The organism is Candidatus Pelagibacter sp. Uisw_121 (assembly GCF_047722545.1).
Taxonomy (GTDB): Bacteria; Pseudomonadota; Alphaproteobacteria; order Pelagibacterales; family Pelagibacteraceae; genus Pelagibacter.
Map to the genome: position 1 here is coordinate 1,219,968 of NZ_CP159816.1, position 15,466 is coordinate 1,235,433.

15 protein-coding genes are annotated in these 15,466 nt (G+C 31.3%); all 15 read right to left on the reverse strand.

The window, feature by feature from the left end:
- Positions 1-5: 5 nt before the first annotated feature.
- Positions 6-185, reverse strand: a complete 180-nt coding sequence (locus tag ABXT52_RS06505) for a hypothetical protein (RefSeq protein ID WP_415271748.1) — start codon at positions 183-185, stop codon at positions 6-8.
- Positions 175-1,512, reverse strand: a complete 1,338-nt coding sequence (locus tag ABXT52_RS06510; protein ID WP_415271749.1) for an amidase — start codon at positions 1,510-1,512, stop codon at positions 175-177. Before ABXT52_RS06510 ends, ABXT52_RS06505 begins: the two co-directional genes overlap by 11 nt.
- Before the next feature lie 10 nt (positions 1,513-1,522).
- Positions 1,523-2,884 (reverse strand): TRAP transporter large permease, encoded by a 1,362-nt coding sequence (locus ABXT52_RS06515; RefSeq protein WP_415271750.1) that lies wholly within the window; start codon positions 2,882-2,884, stop codon positions 1,523-1,525.
- On the reverse strand, positions 2,874-3,458 hold the full coding sequence (locus ABXT52_RS06520) for a TRAP transporter small permease subunit (protein ID WP_415271751.1): 585 nt from the start codon (positions 3,456-3,458) through the stop codon (positions 2,874-2,876). The genes ABXT52_RS06515 and ABXT52_RS06520 overlap by 11 nt, the downstream gene beginning before the upstream one ends.
- Before the next feature lie 91 nt (positions 3,459-3,549).
- Positions 3,550-4,707, reverse strand: a complete 1,158-nt coding sequence (locus ABXT52_RS06525; protein ID WP_415271752.1) for a TRAP transporter substrate-binding protein — start codon at positions 4,705-4,707, stop codon at positions 3,550-3,552.
- Positions 4,708-4,815: 108 nt separating this feature from the next.
- Positions 4,816-5,769: a 2-hydroxyacid dehydrogenase gene (locus ABXT52_RS06530; protein WP_415271753.1), complete on the reverse strand. Its 954-nt coding sequence runs from the start codon at positions 5,767-5,769 to the stop codon at positions 4,816-4,818.
- A gap of 2 nt (positions 5,770-5,771) precedes the next feature.
- Entirely contained in the window at positions 5,772-7,067 is a 1,296-nt protein-coding gene (glcF, locus tag ABXT52_RS06535) for a glycolate oxidase subunit GlcF (protein WP_415271754.1), read from the reverse strand.
- On the reverse strand, positions 7,067-8,335 hold the full coding sequence (locus tag ABXT52_RS06540) for an FAD-binding protein (protein WP_415271755.1): 1,269 nt from the start codon (positions 8,333-8,335) through the stop codon (positions 7,067-7,069). Before ABXT52_RS06540 ends, glcF begins: the two co-directional genes overlap by 1 nt.
- Entirely contained in the window at positions 8,301-9,797 is a 1,497-nt protein-coding gene (locus ABXT52_RS06545) for an FAD-linked oxidase C-terminal domain-containing protein (RefSeq protein ID WP_415271756.1), read from the reverse strand. Before ABXT52_RS06545 ends, ABXT52_RS06540 begins: the two co-directional genes overlap by 35 nt.
- A 5-nt stretch (positions 9,798-9,802) precedes the next feature.
- Positions 9,803-10,966, reverse strand: coding sequence for a pyridoxal phosphate-dependent aminotransferase (locus ABXT52_RS06550; RefSeq protein WP_415271757.1), 1,164 nt, complete (start codon positions 10,964-10,966; stop codon positions 9,803-9,805).
- Positions 10,967-11,044: 78 nt separating this feature from the next.
- Positions 11,045-12,196, reverse strand: coding sequence for an alpha-hydroxy acid oxidase (locus tag ABXT52_RS06555; protein ID WP_415271758.1), 1,152 nt, complete (start codon positions 12,194-12,196; stop codon positions 11,045-11,047).
- A gap of 4 nt (positions 12,197-12,200) precedes the next feature.
- Positions 12,201-12,695, reverse strand: a complete 495-nt coding sequence (locus ABXT52_RS06560; RefSeq protein ID WP_415271759.1) for an acyloxyacyl hydrolase — start codon at positions 12,693-12,695, stop codon at positions 12,201-12,203.
- 13 nt (positions 12,696-12,708) lie between these two features.
- Positions 12,709-12,963: a cytochrome c-type biogenesis protein CcmH gene (locus tag ABXT52_RS06565; protein WP_415271760.1), complete on the reverse strand. Its 255-nt coding sequence runs from the start codon at positions 12,961-12,963 to the stop codon at positions 12,709-12,711.
- 106 nt (positions 12,964-13,069) lie between these two features.
- On the reverse strand, positions 13,070-13,591 hold the full coding sequence (locus tag ABXT52_RS06570; RefSeq protein WP_415271761.1) for a DsbE family thiol:disulfide interchange protein: 522 nt from the start codon (positions 13,589-13,591) through the stop codon (positions 13,070-13,072).
- A complete protein-coding gene (locus ABXT52_RS06575) occupies positions 13,588-15,465 on the reverse strand; it encodes a heme lyase CcmF/NrfE family subunit (protein WP_415271762.1) in 1,878 nt (625 codons plus the stop codon). The genes ABXT52_RS06570 and ABXT52_RS06575 overlap by 4 nt, the downstream gene beginning before the upstream one ends.
- Position 15,466 lies beyond the last annotated feature (1 nt).

Sequence of the window (15,466 nt, forward strand, 5' to 3'; positions counted from 1 at the left end):
AAGATTTAATTCTTGTCGAAAAAAGCTTCGTAGAACATCATATAAATTGCTACTGCCATTAAAATATATACTGGCAATATATCCCAAAACCCTATCATCGAGGATCTAGTTAAAGTTGTTGCAAGGCCTATAAGAAATAATGCTGCAAGGCCTGATCCTAATAGAGTTGTTATTTTATTTAGCATATTTTTTACAATTTTTTTCTAGCCAGTTGGCCACACCTAGGAATCTTAAATCATCTAGCTTGTCTCCAATTAACTGAACACCTAATGGTAAATTATTTTCTCCAACAAGTAAAGGTAATGAAATAGATGGTAGACCCATATAGGTCCAGATAGTACAAAATTCTGGACTTCCAGTACTCTTAAGACCCTTCGGTGCAACCCCTGCTGAAGATGGAGTTAACACCCCATGGTAATCTTCAAAAACCTCTTTGTAAGATTCATAACTTCTTTTCATAAAATCTATCGCTTCAGCATACTCTTTGGCTGAATACTTTAAGCCTCTTTCAATTGCACTAACCATTTCTTTAGAAAGGTGTTTTTTTGATTTTTTATAATAACCTTGAAAATTATTTGCCATATCTGTTTCATGAATTATTTTATGGTATTTTGGAATGTCATCAAAATAAGAAGGGGTATCAAATACTTCAATATTTTTTTTAAAAGTTTTTATAAAGAACTCAAAAGATTTTTGTGATTCTTTATCAATATTTTTCCAGTTTTTAGTTTTGTAAAAAATAAATTTTGGCTCATAAAGTGGTCCTTTTTTACAAACATTTAACATTTCATCTGCCGCATAATGAATAGTTGATGAATCGTACAAATCTTTTTTAATTAATGATTTTGCAAACAGGGCAACATCTTCTACTGTTTTTCCAAATACTCCAATGTGATCTAGTTTATCAGATTGTCTCATCACTCCACTTCGTGAAATCAACCCATAAGACGGCTTATAACCAACAACTCCACAGTAGGAAGCAGGTCTAATAATTGAGCCATTAGTTTGTGATCCAATAGATAGTGGTGCCATATGTGCTGCTATAGCTGCCGCAGAGCCACTTGATGATCCCCCAGGTGTTCTTGAATTATCATGCGGGTTAGTAGTTTTGCCTGGGTGAAAATATGCAAGTTCAGTAGTTACAGTTTTTCCCATTACTATTGCTCCCTCAATCTTAAGTAAATTAACAACTTCAGAATCTTGTGAACTTGGCATTTTTTTTCTAACAGGAGAACCACATTCAGTGGGCATTTCAAAAGTACCTATTATATCTTTAACAGCAATTGGTAGTCCGTGCAAAGATCCCATTGGTTTTCCTGATTTTCTATACTCATCTGCTTCAGCAGCTTTTTCTAAAAGCTTTTTTTTATCAAAATATTCCCAAGCCTTTACATCTTTTTCAAATTTTTCAATTCTCTCAATATATTGATTGCAAACTTCTACTGAAGAAATCTGACCCGATTTTAGGTTCTCAACCAATTTATTAGTTGTTTGATTAAATATATTTAGCATTCAAAATTATCTAGTTTGCAAATAATGTTTCTGGCAGCCACAAAGCAATACCTGGAAACATATACATAAGAAACATTGCAAATATTACTATTCCTAGGAACGGCATAATTCCTGCAAATATTTCCATCAATTCAACATTTTTCTTTTGAACACCCTTTAAGTAATAGGCAGACATGGCCATAGGAGGCGTTAAAAATGATGTTTGTAAATTTAGAGCGATTAACATTGCAAAGAAATATGGATTAACATTGAACACCTCAAGTAATGGCAAAAATATTGGAACAAATATAATTAGAATTTCAGTCCATTCTAACGGCCATCCTAAAAGGAAAATTATTACTTGAGTAATAATTAAAAATTGCCACGTTGATATTTCAATTGATGTAAAGAAATGTTCAAAAATTTCATGACCACCTAGATAAGAAAATACAGAAGAAAAAGTCCAAGATCCAATAAATAACCACATAATCATAGCTGTAGTTTTTGCTGTTAGAAAAACAGATTCTTTAAAACTTTGCCATTTAAGGGTTTTATAAAACCAAGATAACAATATAGCACCGAATGCTCCTGCTGCTGCTGCCTCTGCTGGCGTTGCAATACCTGCTAGGATTGTTCCAAGGACTAACATAATTAATCCAAAAAGAGGGACAAAAGAAACTAATACTTCTTTTAAAATTTCAGCTCGAGGCGGAATATCTTCTGCTCTTGGTTTAGGTGCAATTGATGGTTGGAGCCAAGCTCTACCTACTGCGTAAGTTATATATAATCCTGCAAGCAAAAGTCCTGGAAAAATTGCTGCAGCAAATAATCTCAAAGGAGATAACTGAGCTATTACTGAATAAACAATTAACATAATACTAGGTGGTATTAAAATACCCAAACATCCACCTGCACAAATTACTCCTGAAGCAAATTTTTTATCATATCCTGCTTTAACCATCGCAGGCCAAGCAAGTAGACCCATTAAGGTTACAACAGCACCGATAATTCCTGTTGCTGTAGAAAACAAAGTACATGTTATTAGGGCAGCTACTGCCATTGAAGCTGGTAATCTGTGAGCTGCAAGTCTTATTGCAAAAAATAATTTTGATACAATTCCGGCTCTTTCAACTAAATATCCCATAAATAAAAACAGTGGGACGGCAGTGAGCACGTTATTATCCATAACGGTATAAGTATTTTTTACAAATAAAGAAAATATCCTATTATCAAATATGTGATCCATTAAAGCAGGATCGTAATAAGCATAATATCCAAAACCTATTCCCATTGCCATTAAAGTGAAGGCAATTGGAAAACCCAATAGCACTGCAAATAAAAATAGCCCCATCATGAAGATAGCAACTTCTGGATTTGTTAGACTAAATAACATCTTTTTGGTCCTCGTCTTGAGCTGTTCTCATTAAAATTTGTTCTGTCTCTTCAGCAACAATCATTCTTGCTGGCCAATGTCCAGTTTTAATACAAATGATTGATCTAAATACTTCAGCAATTCCTTGTATAACCAAAAATACTCCCGCTGCAGGTATTAAAGATTTTACCATATAAATATTAATTTGCGCCGGGCTACTCCAACTAGTCTCTTTTATCTTCCAAGCAAGTGCAGCATATTCATAACCATAAAATGCTAAAGACACGACACCAGGAAAAAAGAAAAGAAAATAAAGTACTAAATCAATATAGCCTTGTGTTCTTGGTTTAAATAATCTGTAAATTACATCTCCTCTAACATGAGATTCTGTTGCTAAACAATAAGCACCTGACATCATCAATATTGCACCATACATCTGCATACTGAAGTCAAAATTCCAAAGTGTTGGCTTATTAAATACATAGGCCATCATAACTTCATAACAAGTTCCACCCATCAAAATAACGATACACCAAGAAAAAGCCTTACCTATTGAGGTGCTTAACGTGTCAGCTAATTTTATATAGGCTCTCATCATGATTTAAATAGGATACTCTAATTTAGTTAAAAACTGTACTATAAAAAAAGGGGGCCGAAACCCCCTTCTTAAATTATTAAAAAGTTAATTAGATTTTAACTTTTCCAATTGGTCCAAACTCATTTTCATAAGCTAGTTTGTAATTAGGCTGATTCATCAGCAAGTACTTCATTACTTTCTTAGCGTATGCTTTTTGAGAATCGATTACCTTCTTGAAGAATGCATCTTTTGCAGAGAATTCTCCAACAATTTTATCCCAACCTTTTAACTGTTCGGCTAAAATGGCATCAGATGTTTGGTAAACGTTAACCTTATGTGTGTTCATCAAATCAGCTAAACTGTCAGAATATCTAACAAGAGCCTTAAAGTAGTTATCTGTATTCGCAGCATAAGCAGCGTTTTTTAAGATAGCTTGATGAGCAGGTGAAAGGCTTTTCAGTCTCTTAGTGTTCATAGGAATTTCAAACATCTCTTGAGATTGGTGGAAACTTCCTAAGTGATAGTGTTTAGAGACATCTTGCATTCCAAACTGTGAGTCTGATGTTGGGTTGTTAAACTCAGCAGCATCAATCAAACCAGTTTTCATTGCTGGTTGGATCTCACCACCTGGCAATTGTCTTACGACCATTCCCATAGCAGTTAAAACGTTAGTCGCTAGACCAACTGTTCTATACTTCATACCTTTAACATCAGATACTTTAGTTACGTTCTTTTTGAACCAACCAAAAGGTTGTGCTGGCATAGGCATATGAAAGAAACCAGTGTAATTATATCCAACACTAGATACTGCTTCTTCATATAATTTTCTTCCTCCACCATACTCCATCCATCCCATAACTTCTTGAGATGACATTCCGTATGAAGGACCAGTTCCAAAAAGTGAAGCTGCAGCGTTTTTACCGTACCAATATGCAGTCACCCAGTGACCCATATCAACGATTCCATCGCTTACCGCTGCTCCAATTTCTGAAGTTTTTACGATTGCGTTTACAGGTTGAAGATCAATTTTAAGTGAACCTCCAGACATGTCGCTAACCATGTTACAGTAGTCTTGTGCCATTTCAAAAAAGATGTTTGCACCTGAAGGCCAAGCTGCTTGCATCTTTAATGTAACGTGTCCGTCTGCAGTTGCAATATTAGGCATTGCTACAGCTGTTGCTGCTGCTGCACCTGTGACTGCTGCTGCTTTAAAGAACTTACGTCTTGAAGGTGTTAAAGCCTTCAGAGTTTTTTTTTCTTTAATCATTATTTCTCCTCTGTTAGTTAATTAACTGGTGAGATATAATTATAAATAGGGATTAGAGTCTAGAGAGAAAATGACGCTTTAGTATAGTTATACAATCTGAGATAGAAATTAGTTTACTTTATTAGTACAATTTCCTGTTTTAAAAAACTCATCAATATTGTCTATAGCTAGATTAGCCATAGCAATTCTTGTGTGCTTTGTAGCACTTCCAAGGTGAGGCAAAATAAAAGCACTTTTAATTTTTAAGTAACCTGGGTTTAAATTTGGTTCCCCTTTGTAAACATCAAGACCTGCTGCATAAATTTTTCTTCTATTTAGTGCATCTATTAGAGCTTCATCATCAACAATATCTCCACGAGCCACATTTGTTATAACAGCACCTGTTGGAAAATATTCTAATGTTTCTTTATTAATCAAATTTTCAGTTTCTTTTGTTGCAGGACAACAAATTGATAATACATCCGAAACCCCAAAAAGACTTTTGATACTGTCGTGATAAATTGCACCGTTTTCTTTTTCTTCAGTCAATTTTGATCTGTTATGATAATGAATAATCATACCTAAAGATTTTGCTATTTTTGCAATCTTTTGTCCTATTCTTCCCATACCTAAAATTCCAAGTCTTGAACCTGTTAACTGTTTTCCTATCAAATAATCTGCTGACCATTTCCAGTTACTTTCTTTTGCAGATTGAATACCTTCTGGAACTCTTCTACATGCTCCAAGAATTAATAGAATTCCAATCTCTGCTGTAGCATCTGATAAAACTTCTGGCGTATTAGTTACTGCTATTCCTCTTTTTTTAGCTGCCTCTAAATCAATATTTCCAAAACCAACTGCAAAATTAGAAATTACCTTAATACTATCTGGTAATTTGCTTATAGTATCTTCATCCATCTTATCAGTTAAAGAAGTTAATATTGCATCATGGCCTTCACTTAATTCAATAAGTTTTGACTGAGAATACAACTCATCATTACCATTAAGTTTTGTATCAAATGTTTTTAAAGCTTTTTCCTCAGACTCTTTTATTAATCTTCTCGTAATTATAATTTTTTTCATAATTAATTTTTTTGTAATATTTTTGGTTTTGGGCCACCAGTATACCAATCTATTATCTCAATGGTATGTAAAATTGGAGTTTTGGTTCCATTAGAAATTTGAGTAATACAACCTATGTTGCCTGTTGAAATAAAATCTGGCTTCAAACTTTCAATATTTTTTACTTTTTTACTTAGTAATTCTTTTGCAATTTCAGTTTGTAAAATATTATAGGTTCCAGCAGATCCACAACAAATGTGTCCTTCGGGAATTTCCATAATTTCATTATTTGTTTTTGTAAGTAATTCCATAGGCTGATTGTGTACTTTTTGTCCATGTTGCATCGAGCATGCAGAATGATAAGCGATCTTATATTTTTTTTCTTTAGATTTAAAATTTAATTTTAAATTTTCATTTAAATATTCAGATACATCTTTTGTTAAATCAGAAATAACTTTGGCTTTTTTTTTCATTTTTTCATCATCTTTAAAAATAAAACCATAGTCTTTCATGGTAGTTCCACAACCAGAAGTGTTAGATAAAATTGCATCTAAATTACCCTTTAAGTGTTCTTCATACCAAGTATTGATATTGTTTATAAAATCTTGGTGAGCATCATCTTCTTTTCCCAAATGATGATTTAAAGAACCACAACATCTAATTTTTTTAGGAACAATTACCTCAACACCATGTCTGTTTAAAAGTCTAATAGTTGCCTCATTTATTTGAGGAGAAATTTCTTTTTGAACACATCCTGTTAAAAGAACAACCTTAGAAATTTTATTTTTCCCACTTACAGCATAAACTTCTTTTTGTTTTATAGTTTTTTTAGGAAAGCTTGTTGGCATTAAGCTCATCATATCTTTTATTTTTGTTGGCATTAAAAACTTAAAGGGTTTAACCAATTTGACCATGTAACTTGCTAGCCTGAAATATCCTGTATTCGGCAATACTACTGATAGAAAACTTCTAATTGTTCTATCAAAAAAAGATCTTTCATAATTTTTTTCAATATATTTTTTACCATGATCAATTATATGCATGTAGTTTACTCCAGCAGGGCAAGTAGTCATGCAGCTGTAGCAAGATAGACATCTATCTATATGTTTTACTGTTTTTGCAGTTGGTTTCTTTTGATTTTCCAACATATCCTTAATCAAATAAATTCTTCCTCTTGGTCCATCTAATTCATCACCAAATATTTGATAAGTTGGGCAAGTTGCATTACAAAAACCACAATGAACACATTTTTTAAATATTTTTTCTGTTGCAGCGTTATCAACGTCTTTTAATTGTTTTTGTGTAAAATTTGTTTGCATTAAATTCCTCTATACATTTTTCCAGGATTAAAAATTCTTTTAGGATCAAAACTTTTTTTAATCTTTTCTGATATTAAAAGTCTTGTATCATCTACTGTAAAAATTGTTTCTTCATAATCATATTTATCCGAAGTCTTTATGATAGTTAAATAACCACCCAATTCCATAGTCAATTTTTTAATATCACTAACCTTAGAATTTTTCTTTGACTGAACTTCTATCCAATACAATGAGCCACACCAATCAATGTAATATTTATACTTGTTACCCAGGAATTGCGTAAGCTTAGGACCTTTTGAAGGGGGCACCACTACTCTTAAAAGGTTATTTTTTGTTTGTTTAAATATCTCAAGATTGTTTATTTTTTTCCAAAATGGTATTGATTGATGAACATCTAAAATTATTGTATTCAAATTACTAAGTTCAAGTTCAACTGTTAAAGCTTTTAATTTTTCTTCTATTGAGATTTTATCTCCTTCTATCCTTAACGCTAAAAATGATCCTTTATATTTTAAATCATTAAATTTAAAAACCATTTCTTTATTTTGGTCATAATTTTCATCTTTAGGTTCTTCGGGAATATAAACGGCTCCCGAGACTTCACTACTTGAGCCAGAAATTTTTTCGAATAAATCTTTAACTAATTCTTTATCATCAGTATAAATTGTAATTGTATTAGATAATTTTTTTTTAGGTAAAACTTTTAATGTTATTTCAGTTAATGCTACTAAAGTTCCAAAAGATCCTGTAACTAACTTTGATAAATCATAACCGGTAACATTTTTTACAACTGTTCCACCTGATTTAATTATATCTCCCTTACCATTTACACCTCTAAAACCTAAAATGTGATCTCTTATGCTTCCCACTTTAAATCTTCTCGACCCAGCAAAATTACAAGCTAAATGACCTGCTATAGTGCCCTTATTTGATTTTCCATTTTCAATAAATCCAAAATCTATAGGCTCAAAAGCTAGCTCTTGACTATTTTTTTCTAACTCCTTTTCAACCGTTTCTAATGACGTATTTGCTTTAACCTTAATGTAAAGTTCCTCAGGTAAATATTCAATTATTCCTGATACCTTAGAAAGCGATAGTTTTTGTGCTGATTGTATTCTGTTACCAATAAAATTTTTAGAGCCTGTACCAATTATTTCCATTGGTTGATTTTTTTTGTAAAGCTCCTGTACTACGTTTGAAACTTGTAGTTCATCTTCTGGATAATAAGTGTTGTTAGAATCTTGGAAGATCTGGGAATTTTTCTTCATTTCTGTGAACATGTACCCTTCCTTCCTCTGCACATTTTCTTAGTATTGGATAAACCTTTCCAGGATTTAATAAATTTTTTTCATCTAATGATTTTTTAATATCTAATTGTTGCTGAATATCTGTATTATTAAACATTTCACACATTAGTTCTCTTTTTTCAATTCCGACCCCATGTTCTCCAGTTATAACTCCTCCTAACCTTACACAGACTTTTAGTATTTCAGCTCCAAATTCCTCAGTTTTTCTTAATTGTTCTTTATCACCTCCATCAAACATTATTAATGGGTGTAAATTTCCGTCACCTGCATGAAAACAATTTGCTACCGGTAACTCATATTTTTCAGAAAGTTTTTTTATTTCAAGTAAAGCTTCTGATAATTTTCCTCTTGGTATGGATCCATCCATACAGTAATAATCTGGTGCCATAGCTCCACATGCTGGAAATGCTGCTTTTCTACCTGCCCAAAATGATAGTCTTTCTTTTTCATTTTTGCTAAATTTTAAACTCGAGCAATTATTTTTTTCACAAATAGTTCTTACTTGTTTTAATAATTCATCTACTTCAGACTCGGTTCCATCTAATTCTACAATTAATAAAAGCTCTGCATCTCGTGGGTAACCTGCTTTACTAAAATTATCTGTTGCCTCTATCAAAGCTTTGTCCATTATTTCCATGCCCGCTGGAACAATTCCACTTGAAATTATTTCTGATGCTGCATTTCCGCCTTCTTCAATTGTTGGAAATCCTATTAGCGCTGCTTTAACTACTTGAGGATTTTTTAAAATTTTTACTGTTACTTCAGTAATCACTCCTAATAATCCTTCTGAACCACAAATCAATCCCATTAGATCATACCCTTCTTGATCAAGAGTTTTTCCACCAACTCTACAAACTGTTCCATCCATCGTTACCATTTCAACACCTAAAATATTATTAGTTGTTGTTCCATATTTTAGAGAATGAACACCTCCAGAGTTTTCGGCAACATTGCCTCCTATTGAGCATGCAAGTTGGCTTGATGGATCTGGTGCATAGTAAAAATTTTTATGTTGTACTGCATGTGTTATTCCTAAATTTGTTACACCAGGTTGAGTTACTACACATTTATTTTCAAAATCAATTTCTATAATTTTATTAAATTTCCCAAGACTTAATAAAATTGCGTCATTTAAAGGTAATGCTCCCCCTGATAGACCAGTGCCAGCTCCTCTAGGTACAACTTTAATATTTTCTTTATGACAAAACTTTAAAACATTACTTACTTCTTCAGTATTTTCTGGCATCACAACAGCCAGTGGTGTCTGAGTGTAAGCTGCTAATGCATCAGTTTCATATGGTTTAATATCATCAGCATGACTTAAAACATTTTCTGGATTTATAATTTTAGCAAGATTTTTAAAAATATATTCTTTTTTATTTATCGTTGCTTTATCAATCTTTGGCAGAACTAATTCACTCATTAGTCTTAGCCTAGCATTTTTTTGATATTTTCCAATGCGTTAGATATGTTATCCTGTGAGGCTGCAAAGCTAAATCTTACGTAATCTTGACAAGTTTTACCAAAAGCTGTCCCTGGAACTATTGCTACTCCAGCTTCATGCATACATTTTTTTGCAAATTCTGAACCATTCATTCCTGTTCCAATTACCTTTGGAAATGCATAAAATGCTCCTCCTGGAAGGCTACATTCTATCCCTGGCAAACTATTTAAGCCTTCGTGAATTAGTTTTCTTCTTTGTGTAAACTTCACCATCATTTCATTGATTGAATCGTCTGGACCATCTAATGCTGCAATTCCTGCAAATTGAGCTGCTGCATTTACACACGATACACTGTTAATTAAAAGTTTATTAACATGTGGAACTAATTCTTTAGGCCAATAACTCCATCCTAGTCTCCATCCCGTCATAGAATATGCTTTACTCCAACCTTCTAATACAATCAGTCTTTCTTTCAACTCTGGATAATTAAAAAATGAAGGCATTTCTTTGTTGTCAAAAATTTGCCTACTATAAATTTCATCACTTAATATAGTTACATGTGGATGTTTTTTAAGACCTTCAGCCAGTACATCTATATCCGCTTTTTCCACAAAACTTCCTGTTGGATTATTTGGATTAATTAGTACTAACAATCTAGTTTTATCCGTGATTAGTGATAAAATTTTTTCTGGATTAAATTTAAGGTCTTTGTCTTCGGTTAAGTCATAAGGAACAGATGTTGAGCCAGTATAATTAATCATCGACTCATATATTGGAAAGGCAGGTGTAGGATGAATTATTTCAGCACCTGGTTCTCCAAAACACTGAATGGCATAACTCATTGTAGGTTTTCCACCTGGCATGATCAAAATTCTTTCAAAATCTACATCAACACTATAACGTTTTTTAATCCATCTTGTTACAGCTTGTCTACATTCTGGGATACCGTTGGACATTACATATCCATGGTGACCATCATCTAAAGCTTTTTTTGCTGCTTCAACAATATGCTTTGGTGTTTTAAAATCAGGCTGGCCCAACCCTAAATGAATCATTGGATTTCCTTTAGCCTCTAAAGCCTTAGCTTCAGCTAAAACACTAAATGCAGACTCTGTTCCTAATCTTTCTAAATTTTTTGCTAATTTCATAATTAATTTTATTATTTATATTATTTATATTCTTTATATTAACTTATTTTTTTTATATATAATTTTAATAATTAAAAATCATTTTCTATATATTAATTTTGACGCATTCAATTCTTTCAAATTTTTACAACCCATTAATATCATATTTCTATTAATTTCATCATGCATGTTTTGCAGTAAACGTTCTACACCAGGTTGACCTCCAGCGCTTAGGGCGAATAAAAACATTTTTCCAAAGCTGCATGCCGTTGCACCTGCTGCTAAAGCCTTTAAAACATGAGTTCCACGTCTTACACCACCATCTAAAATTATTTCCAATTTATCTCCTACAGCCTCTCTAATTGTATTAACTTGGTCGAAGGGTGATCTTGAGCCATCTAATTGTCTGCCCCCATGATTTGAAATCATAATAGCTGAACATCCTATATCTATTGCTCTTTTTGCATCTTCAACTGACATCACACCTTTAAGCGCAAATGGGCCATTCCATTTTTTTACACAGTATTCAGCGTCCTTCCAATTCATAGCTGGATCATATTGTTCATTGATATATTCGATAACTGATTTTGAAATATTTGTTCCTTTGTCTGTTTTATTTTTAACATTTGATAATTCAAATTTTTTATGAGTAAAATAATTAAATACCCACTCAGGTCTCATAGCAAAACTTAATAAACTTTGAAGTGTCAATTTTGGAGGAGTAGTAAAACCAGTTCTATGATCTCTTTCTCTATTTCCAGCAACCAACGTATCAACAGTTAAACACATTCCATTAAAACCTGACACTCTGCATCTATCTATTAAGTCATCAGTAATTGATTGATCTTTATGCACATATAATTGAAATAATTTTGGTCCATTTGAAATATCAGCAACCTCTTCAATGGTATTATTAGCCATAGTTGACATGCTATAAAAAGTTCCAAATTTTTCAGCAGCTCTAGCTGAAGCTTTGTCTCCCTCATGATGATAAAGTCTTTGCATTGCAGTTGGTGAAAGAAAAATTGGCATATCAATTTTTTTTCCAAAAACAGTTGTTGATAAGTCTGGTTTGCCCACACTTGCAAGAATATTAGGAACTAAGTCACAGTCATTGAAAGACTCTGTGTTTCTTTTTAAGGTTTGCTCATCATCTGCACCACCATCAATATAATGAAATATAGGTGAAGGTAATCTTTTTTTGGCTAATTTTCTAAAGTCTTTAAAATTATAACAATCATTTAACTTCATTAGATTAAAAAATTTTTGAAAATGAAATTGTTTGATTATCTACTCCAGGATTTTTATCACCCCATTCATTGTTTGAAATATGACTATAAGAGTATCCTAATTTAGAATCTTTAAAAATATCAAAACTAAATTTTAATTCACTTTTAAACTCCAGAGCCATTCCTAAATCTTTTCCATTTCCTGCTTCATAATATCCAGGTGCAAAACTAGGTACAATATTTAAAGGACCCAACTCATATTCAGCCTGAACACCAGTGTACAAATAAATTGAATTTTTATCTGTAACAAATCCACCTGTAATCGGAGAAAATTTTCCAATAAACGTGTCTCTGAATAATACTGGGTTATTATGTTCGAAACCATATAGAGTTGCCTCATCATCACCTTCTTTATCTAGGGTATCAAAAGTACCGGCATAGAAGCTGTACTCCGTTTCACTTTTTACTGGAGTAAGAAAAAGTAACAAGAATAACAATAAATATATTTTTTTTAGCTTCATGAATAATTAGTTTTTAAATTTTAATTTTGCTTCTCATTATTGCACCACCTAACAAAAATAACAATAACGGTAATAACCACAATATATAAGTATTTTTATTTAATTGTGGATCATAAACTATCCAATCACCATACTTTTCTCTTAAAAATTCATAAATAGAGTCTTCTTTTAATCCTTCATCAATTTTTCTATCAACAATTAATTTTATGCTGGATGCAAACTCAGAACTCTGAAATCGTATACAGACTGTCCCTGACAAATTAAACATCGAACATTTTTTAAAATTTTATTTTTTAAAGCATCGTTTGCTTCAGCAGATTTTAACCCTAAAAAGCTTGCTACTAAAAATAGAATTGTAAATATTTTTAAAACTTTCATTTAATAATCAATTTGATTTCATTAACAATTTCTTGATTGATTGGACCAACAAATTTTTTAACTATACTTTTATCTTTATTTATTAAAAAAGTTTCCGGAACACCGTAAGCACCAAATTCAACTCCTAAAGTGCCATCTTTATCAATTAAAATTCTAGAATATGGGTTACCAAAGTCATCAATAAATTTTTTTGCATTATTAAAGTTGTCTCTGTAATTTAATCCAATTAATTTAATTGATTGATTTTTACTTAGTTGCATTAGTAAAGGATGCTCTGTTCTACAAGGCACACACCAGGATGCCCAAATATTTACAATGTAAAAGGTATTCTCTTCAAAAATTTTATCTGAGTTTATATAGTTATCTGTATCAAAATCCTTGGCTTTAAAAATTGGAATATCTTTTTTCTTTTCAACTTTAGGCGTGTAGTTATTTGGAGTATCTAATCCTTTGTAAAAAATAACAAAACAAAAACTAAAAAAAATGACTACAATAAATAAGGTTAACTTATTTTTCATATCTTTCTTTTAAATAAACTCATTAATCCACCAAGACTTAATAATAAAACTGATATCCATATCCAAGTCATAAATGGCTTTATTTGATATCTAATATTAAAATATTCATTACCTTTTACAAGGTTCATTACTAAAAACTTATCTTCTAGTAGTGTTGTTTTTATATCAGCCTCACTGGTGATAGTTACAGGCTGATTATAGATTCTAATCTCAGGTTTTAATTCAATAATTTTTCCGTTTTTGTCTTTTATCTCAAAAGAAGCGATGATAGATTTAAAGTTACTTTCTTTCCTTTCCTCAATCTTTTTAAAAAAAATTTCACCTTTATTATAATCATATCTTTCACCAATTTTTATGTTGGTTATAATTTCTGAAGATAAAATATTATTAAATAGAATACTTAATATTAACAAACTAAAACCAAAGTGTGAAATATTTTGGGAAATATTATTAAATTTTTTAGTAAATAATTCTTTTAGAGTTGTAAAGAATAAAAAAAAAGCAGCAGAAATTAAAACTGTATAAAAAAGTAAATCAGTAGTTAAATTCTTAATAATTAAAAAAGTTAATATTACTGAAATTGCAAATGTGATAATAAGTGAGTTCTTATTTTCAATTTTTGATTTAATCCATTTAAGTCGTGGTCCAAGAGACATAAATAATAAAAATGGTATTAAAAAAGGTACGATTAATTTTTGGTAAAAAGGAGGCCCTACTGATATTTTTTCACTAGATATTACATCTAAAAAAATTGGGTATACTGTGCCAATTAAAACAACAGATAAAAAATACATCATAAACCAGTTGTTTATTAAGATGGAAGTTTCTCTGCTAAGCCAAAAGAAATCATTTGAGCTTTTGTTATTTTCTTTATGAAATATAAAAAATGTTCCTACCGATAAGACAATTAGTGCAAATAAAAATATTAGTATAAAAATACCTCTTGCAGGATCATTAGCAAATGTATGTACAGAATTTAATATTCCAGATCTTACTAAAAAGGTTCCACACATACTTAAGGTAAATGTTGTAATAGATAATATAACCACCCAAGATGTTAGTGCTGCCCTTCTTTCTAACACTGCAATACAGTGCAACAATGCAGTTAATGTTAGCCATGGCATTAAAGAAACATTTTCAACTGGGTCCCAAAACCAAAAGCCTCCCCACCCTAGTTCATAATATGCCCAAATTGATCCAAGCATAATTCCTATAGTTAAAAAAATCCAAGAAACTACAACCCATTTTTTAATATGTTTACCCCATTCTTTAGTGACATAATTTTGTGTGACTGCAGCAAGTGATGATGAAAATATTATAGAAGTTCCAACATAACCTAAATATAAAATTGGAGGATGAATTGCTAAAGCTGGATCTTGTAAAATTGGATTGAGACCAAGTCCTTCATTAGGAATTGGAAATAAATAATTAAAAGGATTTGATGTCATTAATACAAATAAGAAAAACCCAATAATTATTATTTGTTGAAATAATAAAGTTAAAATTCTGTATTTTTTAGGCTGCTCTCTAGATTTAATCAAAAATAGAAAAATAAATAAAGTTAATACTAATAACCATAGTAATAAGCTTCCTTCATGGTTTCCCCAAGTTCCTGAAATTTTATAGAATAATGGTTTAGTTGTGTGAGAGTTATTAAAGACTGTTTCATTACTAAAGTCTGAGTTTATAAAAGATATAATTAAACTAAAAAAGCTTACAATTACAAAAACTAGCTGTAGAAAAGATAGAGATAATATATTTTGGTTAATCTGCTTATTAGTATTATTAAAGTCTTTAATTGAAACTCCACAAAGTAGCACCGAGATCAACAATCCTAAAATTAAAGAATAATAACCTACCTGATTAGCTAGCAAT

What these genes read in the sequence shown, in the direction of transcription:
- ABXT52_RS06555 (WP_415271758.1), bottom strand. Translation starts at nt 12,196, where the DNA reads ATGAAGTTAAATGATTGTTATAATTTTAAAGACTTTAGAAAATTAGCC.
- ABXT52_RS06515 (WP_415271750.1), bottom strand. Translation starts at nt 2,884, where the DNA reads ATGTTATTTAGTCTAACAAATCCAGAAGTTGCTATCTTCATGATGGGG.
- ABXT52_RS06510 (WP_415271749.1), bottom strand. Translation starts at nt 1,512, where the DNA reads ATGCTAAATATATTTAATCAAACAACTAATAAATTGGTTGAGAACCTA.
- ABXT52_RS06550 (WP_415271757.1), bottom strand. Translation starts at nt 10,966, where the DNA reads ATGAAATTAGCAAAAAATTTAGAAAGATTAGGAACAGAGTCTGCATTT.
- ABXT52_RS06520 (WP_415271751.1), bottom strand. Translation starts at nt 3,458, where the DNA reads ATGAGAGCCTATATAAAATTAGCTGACACGTTAAGCACCTCAATAGGT.
- ABXT52_RS06565 (WP_415271760.1), bottom strand. Translation starts at nt 12,963, where the DNA reads ATGTTTAATTTGTCAGGGACAGTCTGTATACGATTTCAGAGTTCTGAG.
- ABXT52_RS06560 (WP_415271759.1), bottom strand. Translation starts at nt 12,695, where the DNA reads ATGAAGCTAAAAAAAATATATTTATTGTTATTCTTGTTACTTTTTCTT.
- ABXT52_RS06530 (WP_415271753.1), bottom strand. Translation starts at nt 5,769, where the DNA reads ATGAAAAAAATTATAATTACGAGAAGATTAATAAAAGAGTCTGAGGAA.
- ABXT52_RS06525 (WP_415271752.1), bottom strand. Translation starts at nt 4,707, where the DNA reads ATGATTAAAGAAAAAAAAACTCTGAAGGCTTTAACACCTTCAAGACGT.
- ABXT52_RS06545 (WP_415271756.1), bottom strand. Translation starts at nt 9,797, where the DNA reads ATGAGTGAATTAGTTCTGCCAAAGATTGATAAAGCAACGATAAATAAA.
- glcF (WP_415271754.1), bottom strand. Translation starts at nt 7,067, where the DNA reads ATGCAAACAAATTTTACACAAAAACAATTAAAAGACGTTGATAACGCT.
- ABXT52_RS06570 (WP_415271761.1), bottom strand. Translation starts at nt 13,591, where the DNA reads ATGAAAAATAAGTTAACCTTATTTATTGTAGTCATTTTTTTTAGTTTT.
- ABXT52_RS06540 (WP_415271755.1), bottom strand. Translation starts at nt 8,335, where the DNA reads ATGAAGAAAAATTCCCAGATCTTCCAAGATTCTAACAACACTTATTAT.
- ABXT52_RS06505 (WP_415271748.1), bottom strand. Translation starts at nt 185, where the DNA reads ATGCTAAATAAAATAACAACTCTATTAGGATCAGGCCTTGCAGCATTA.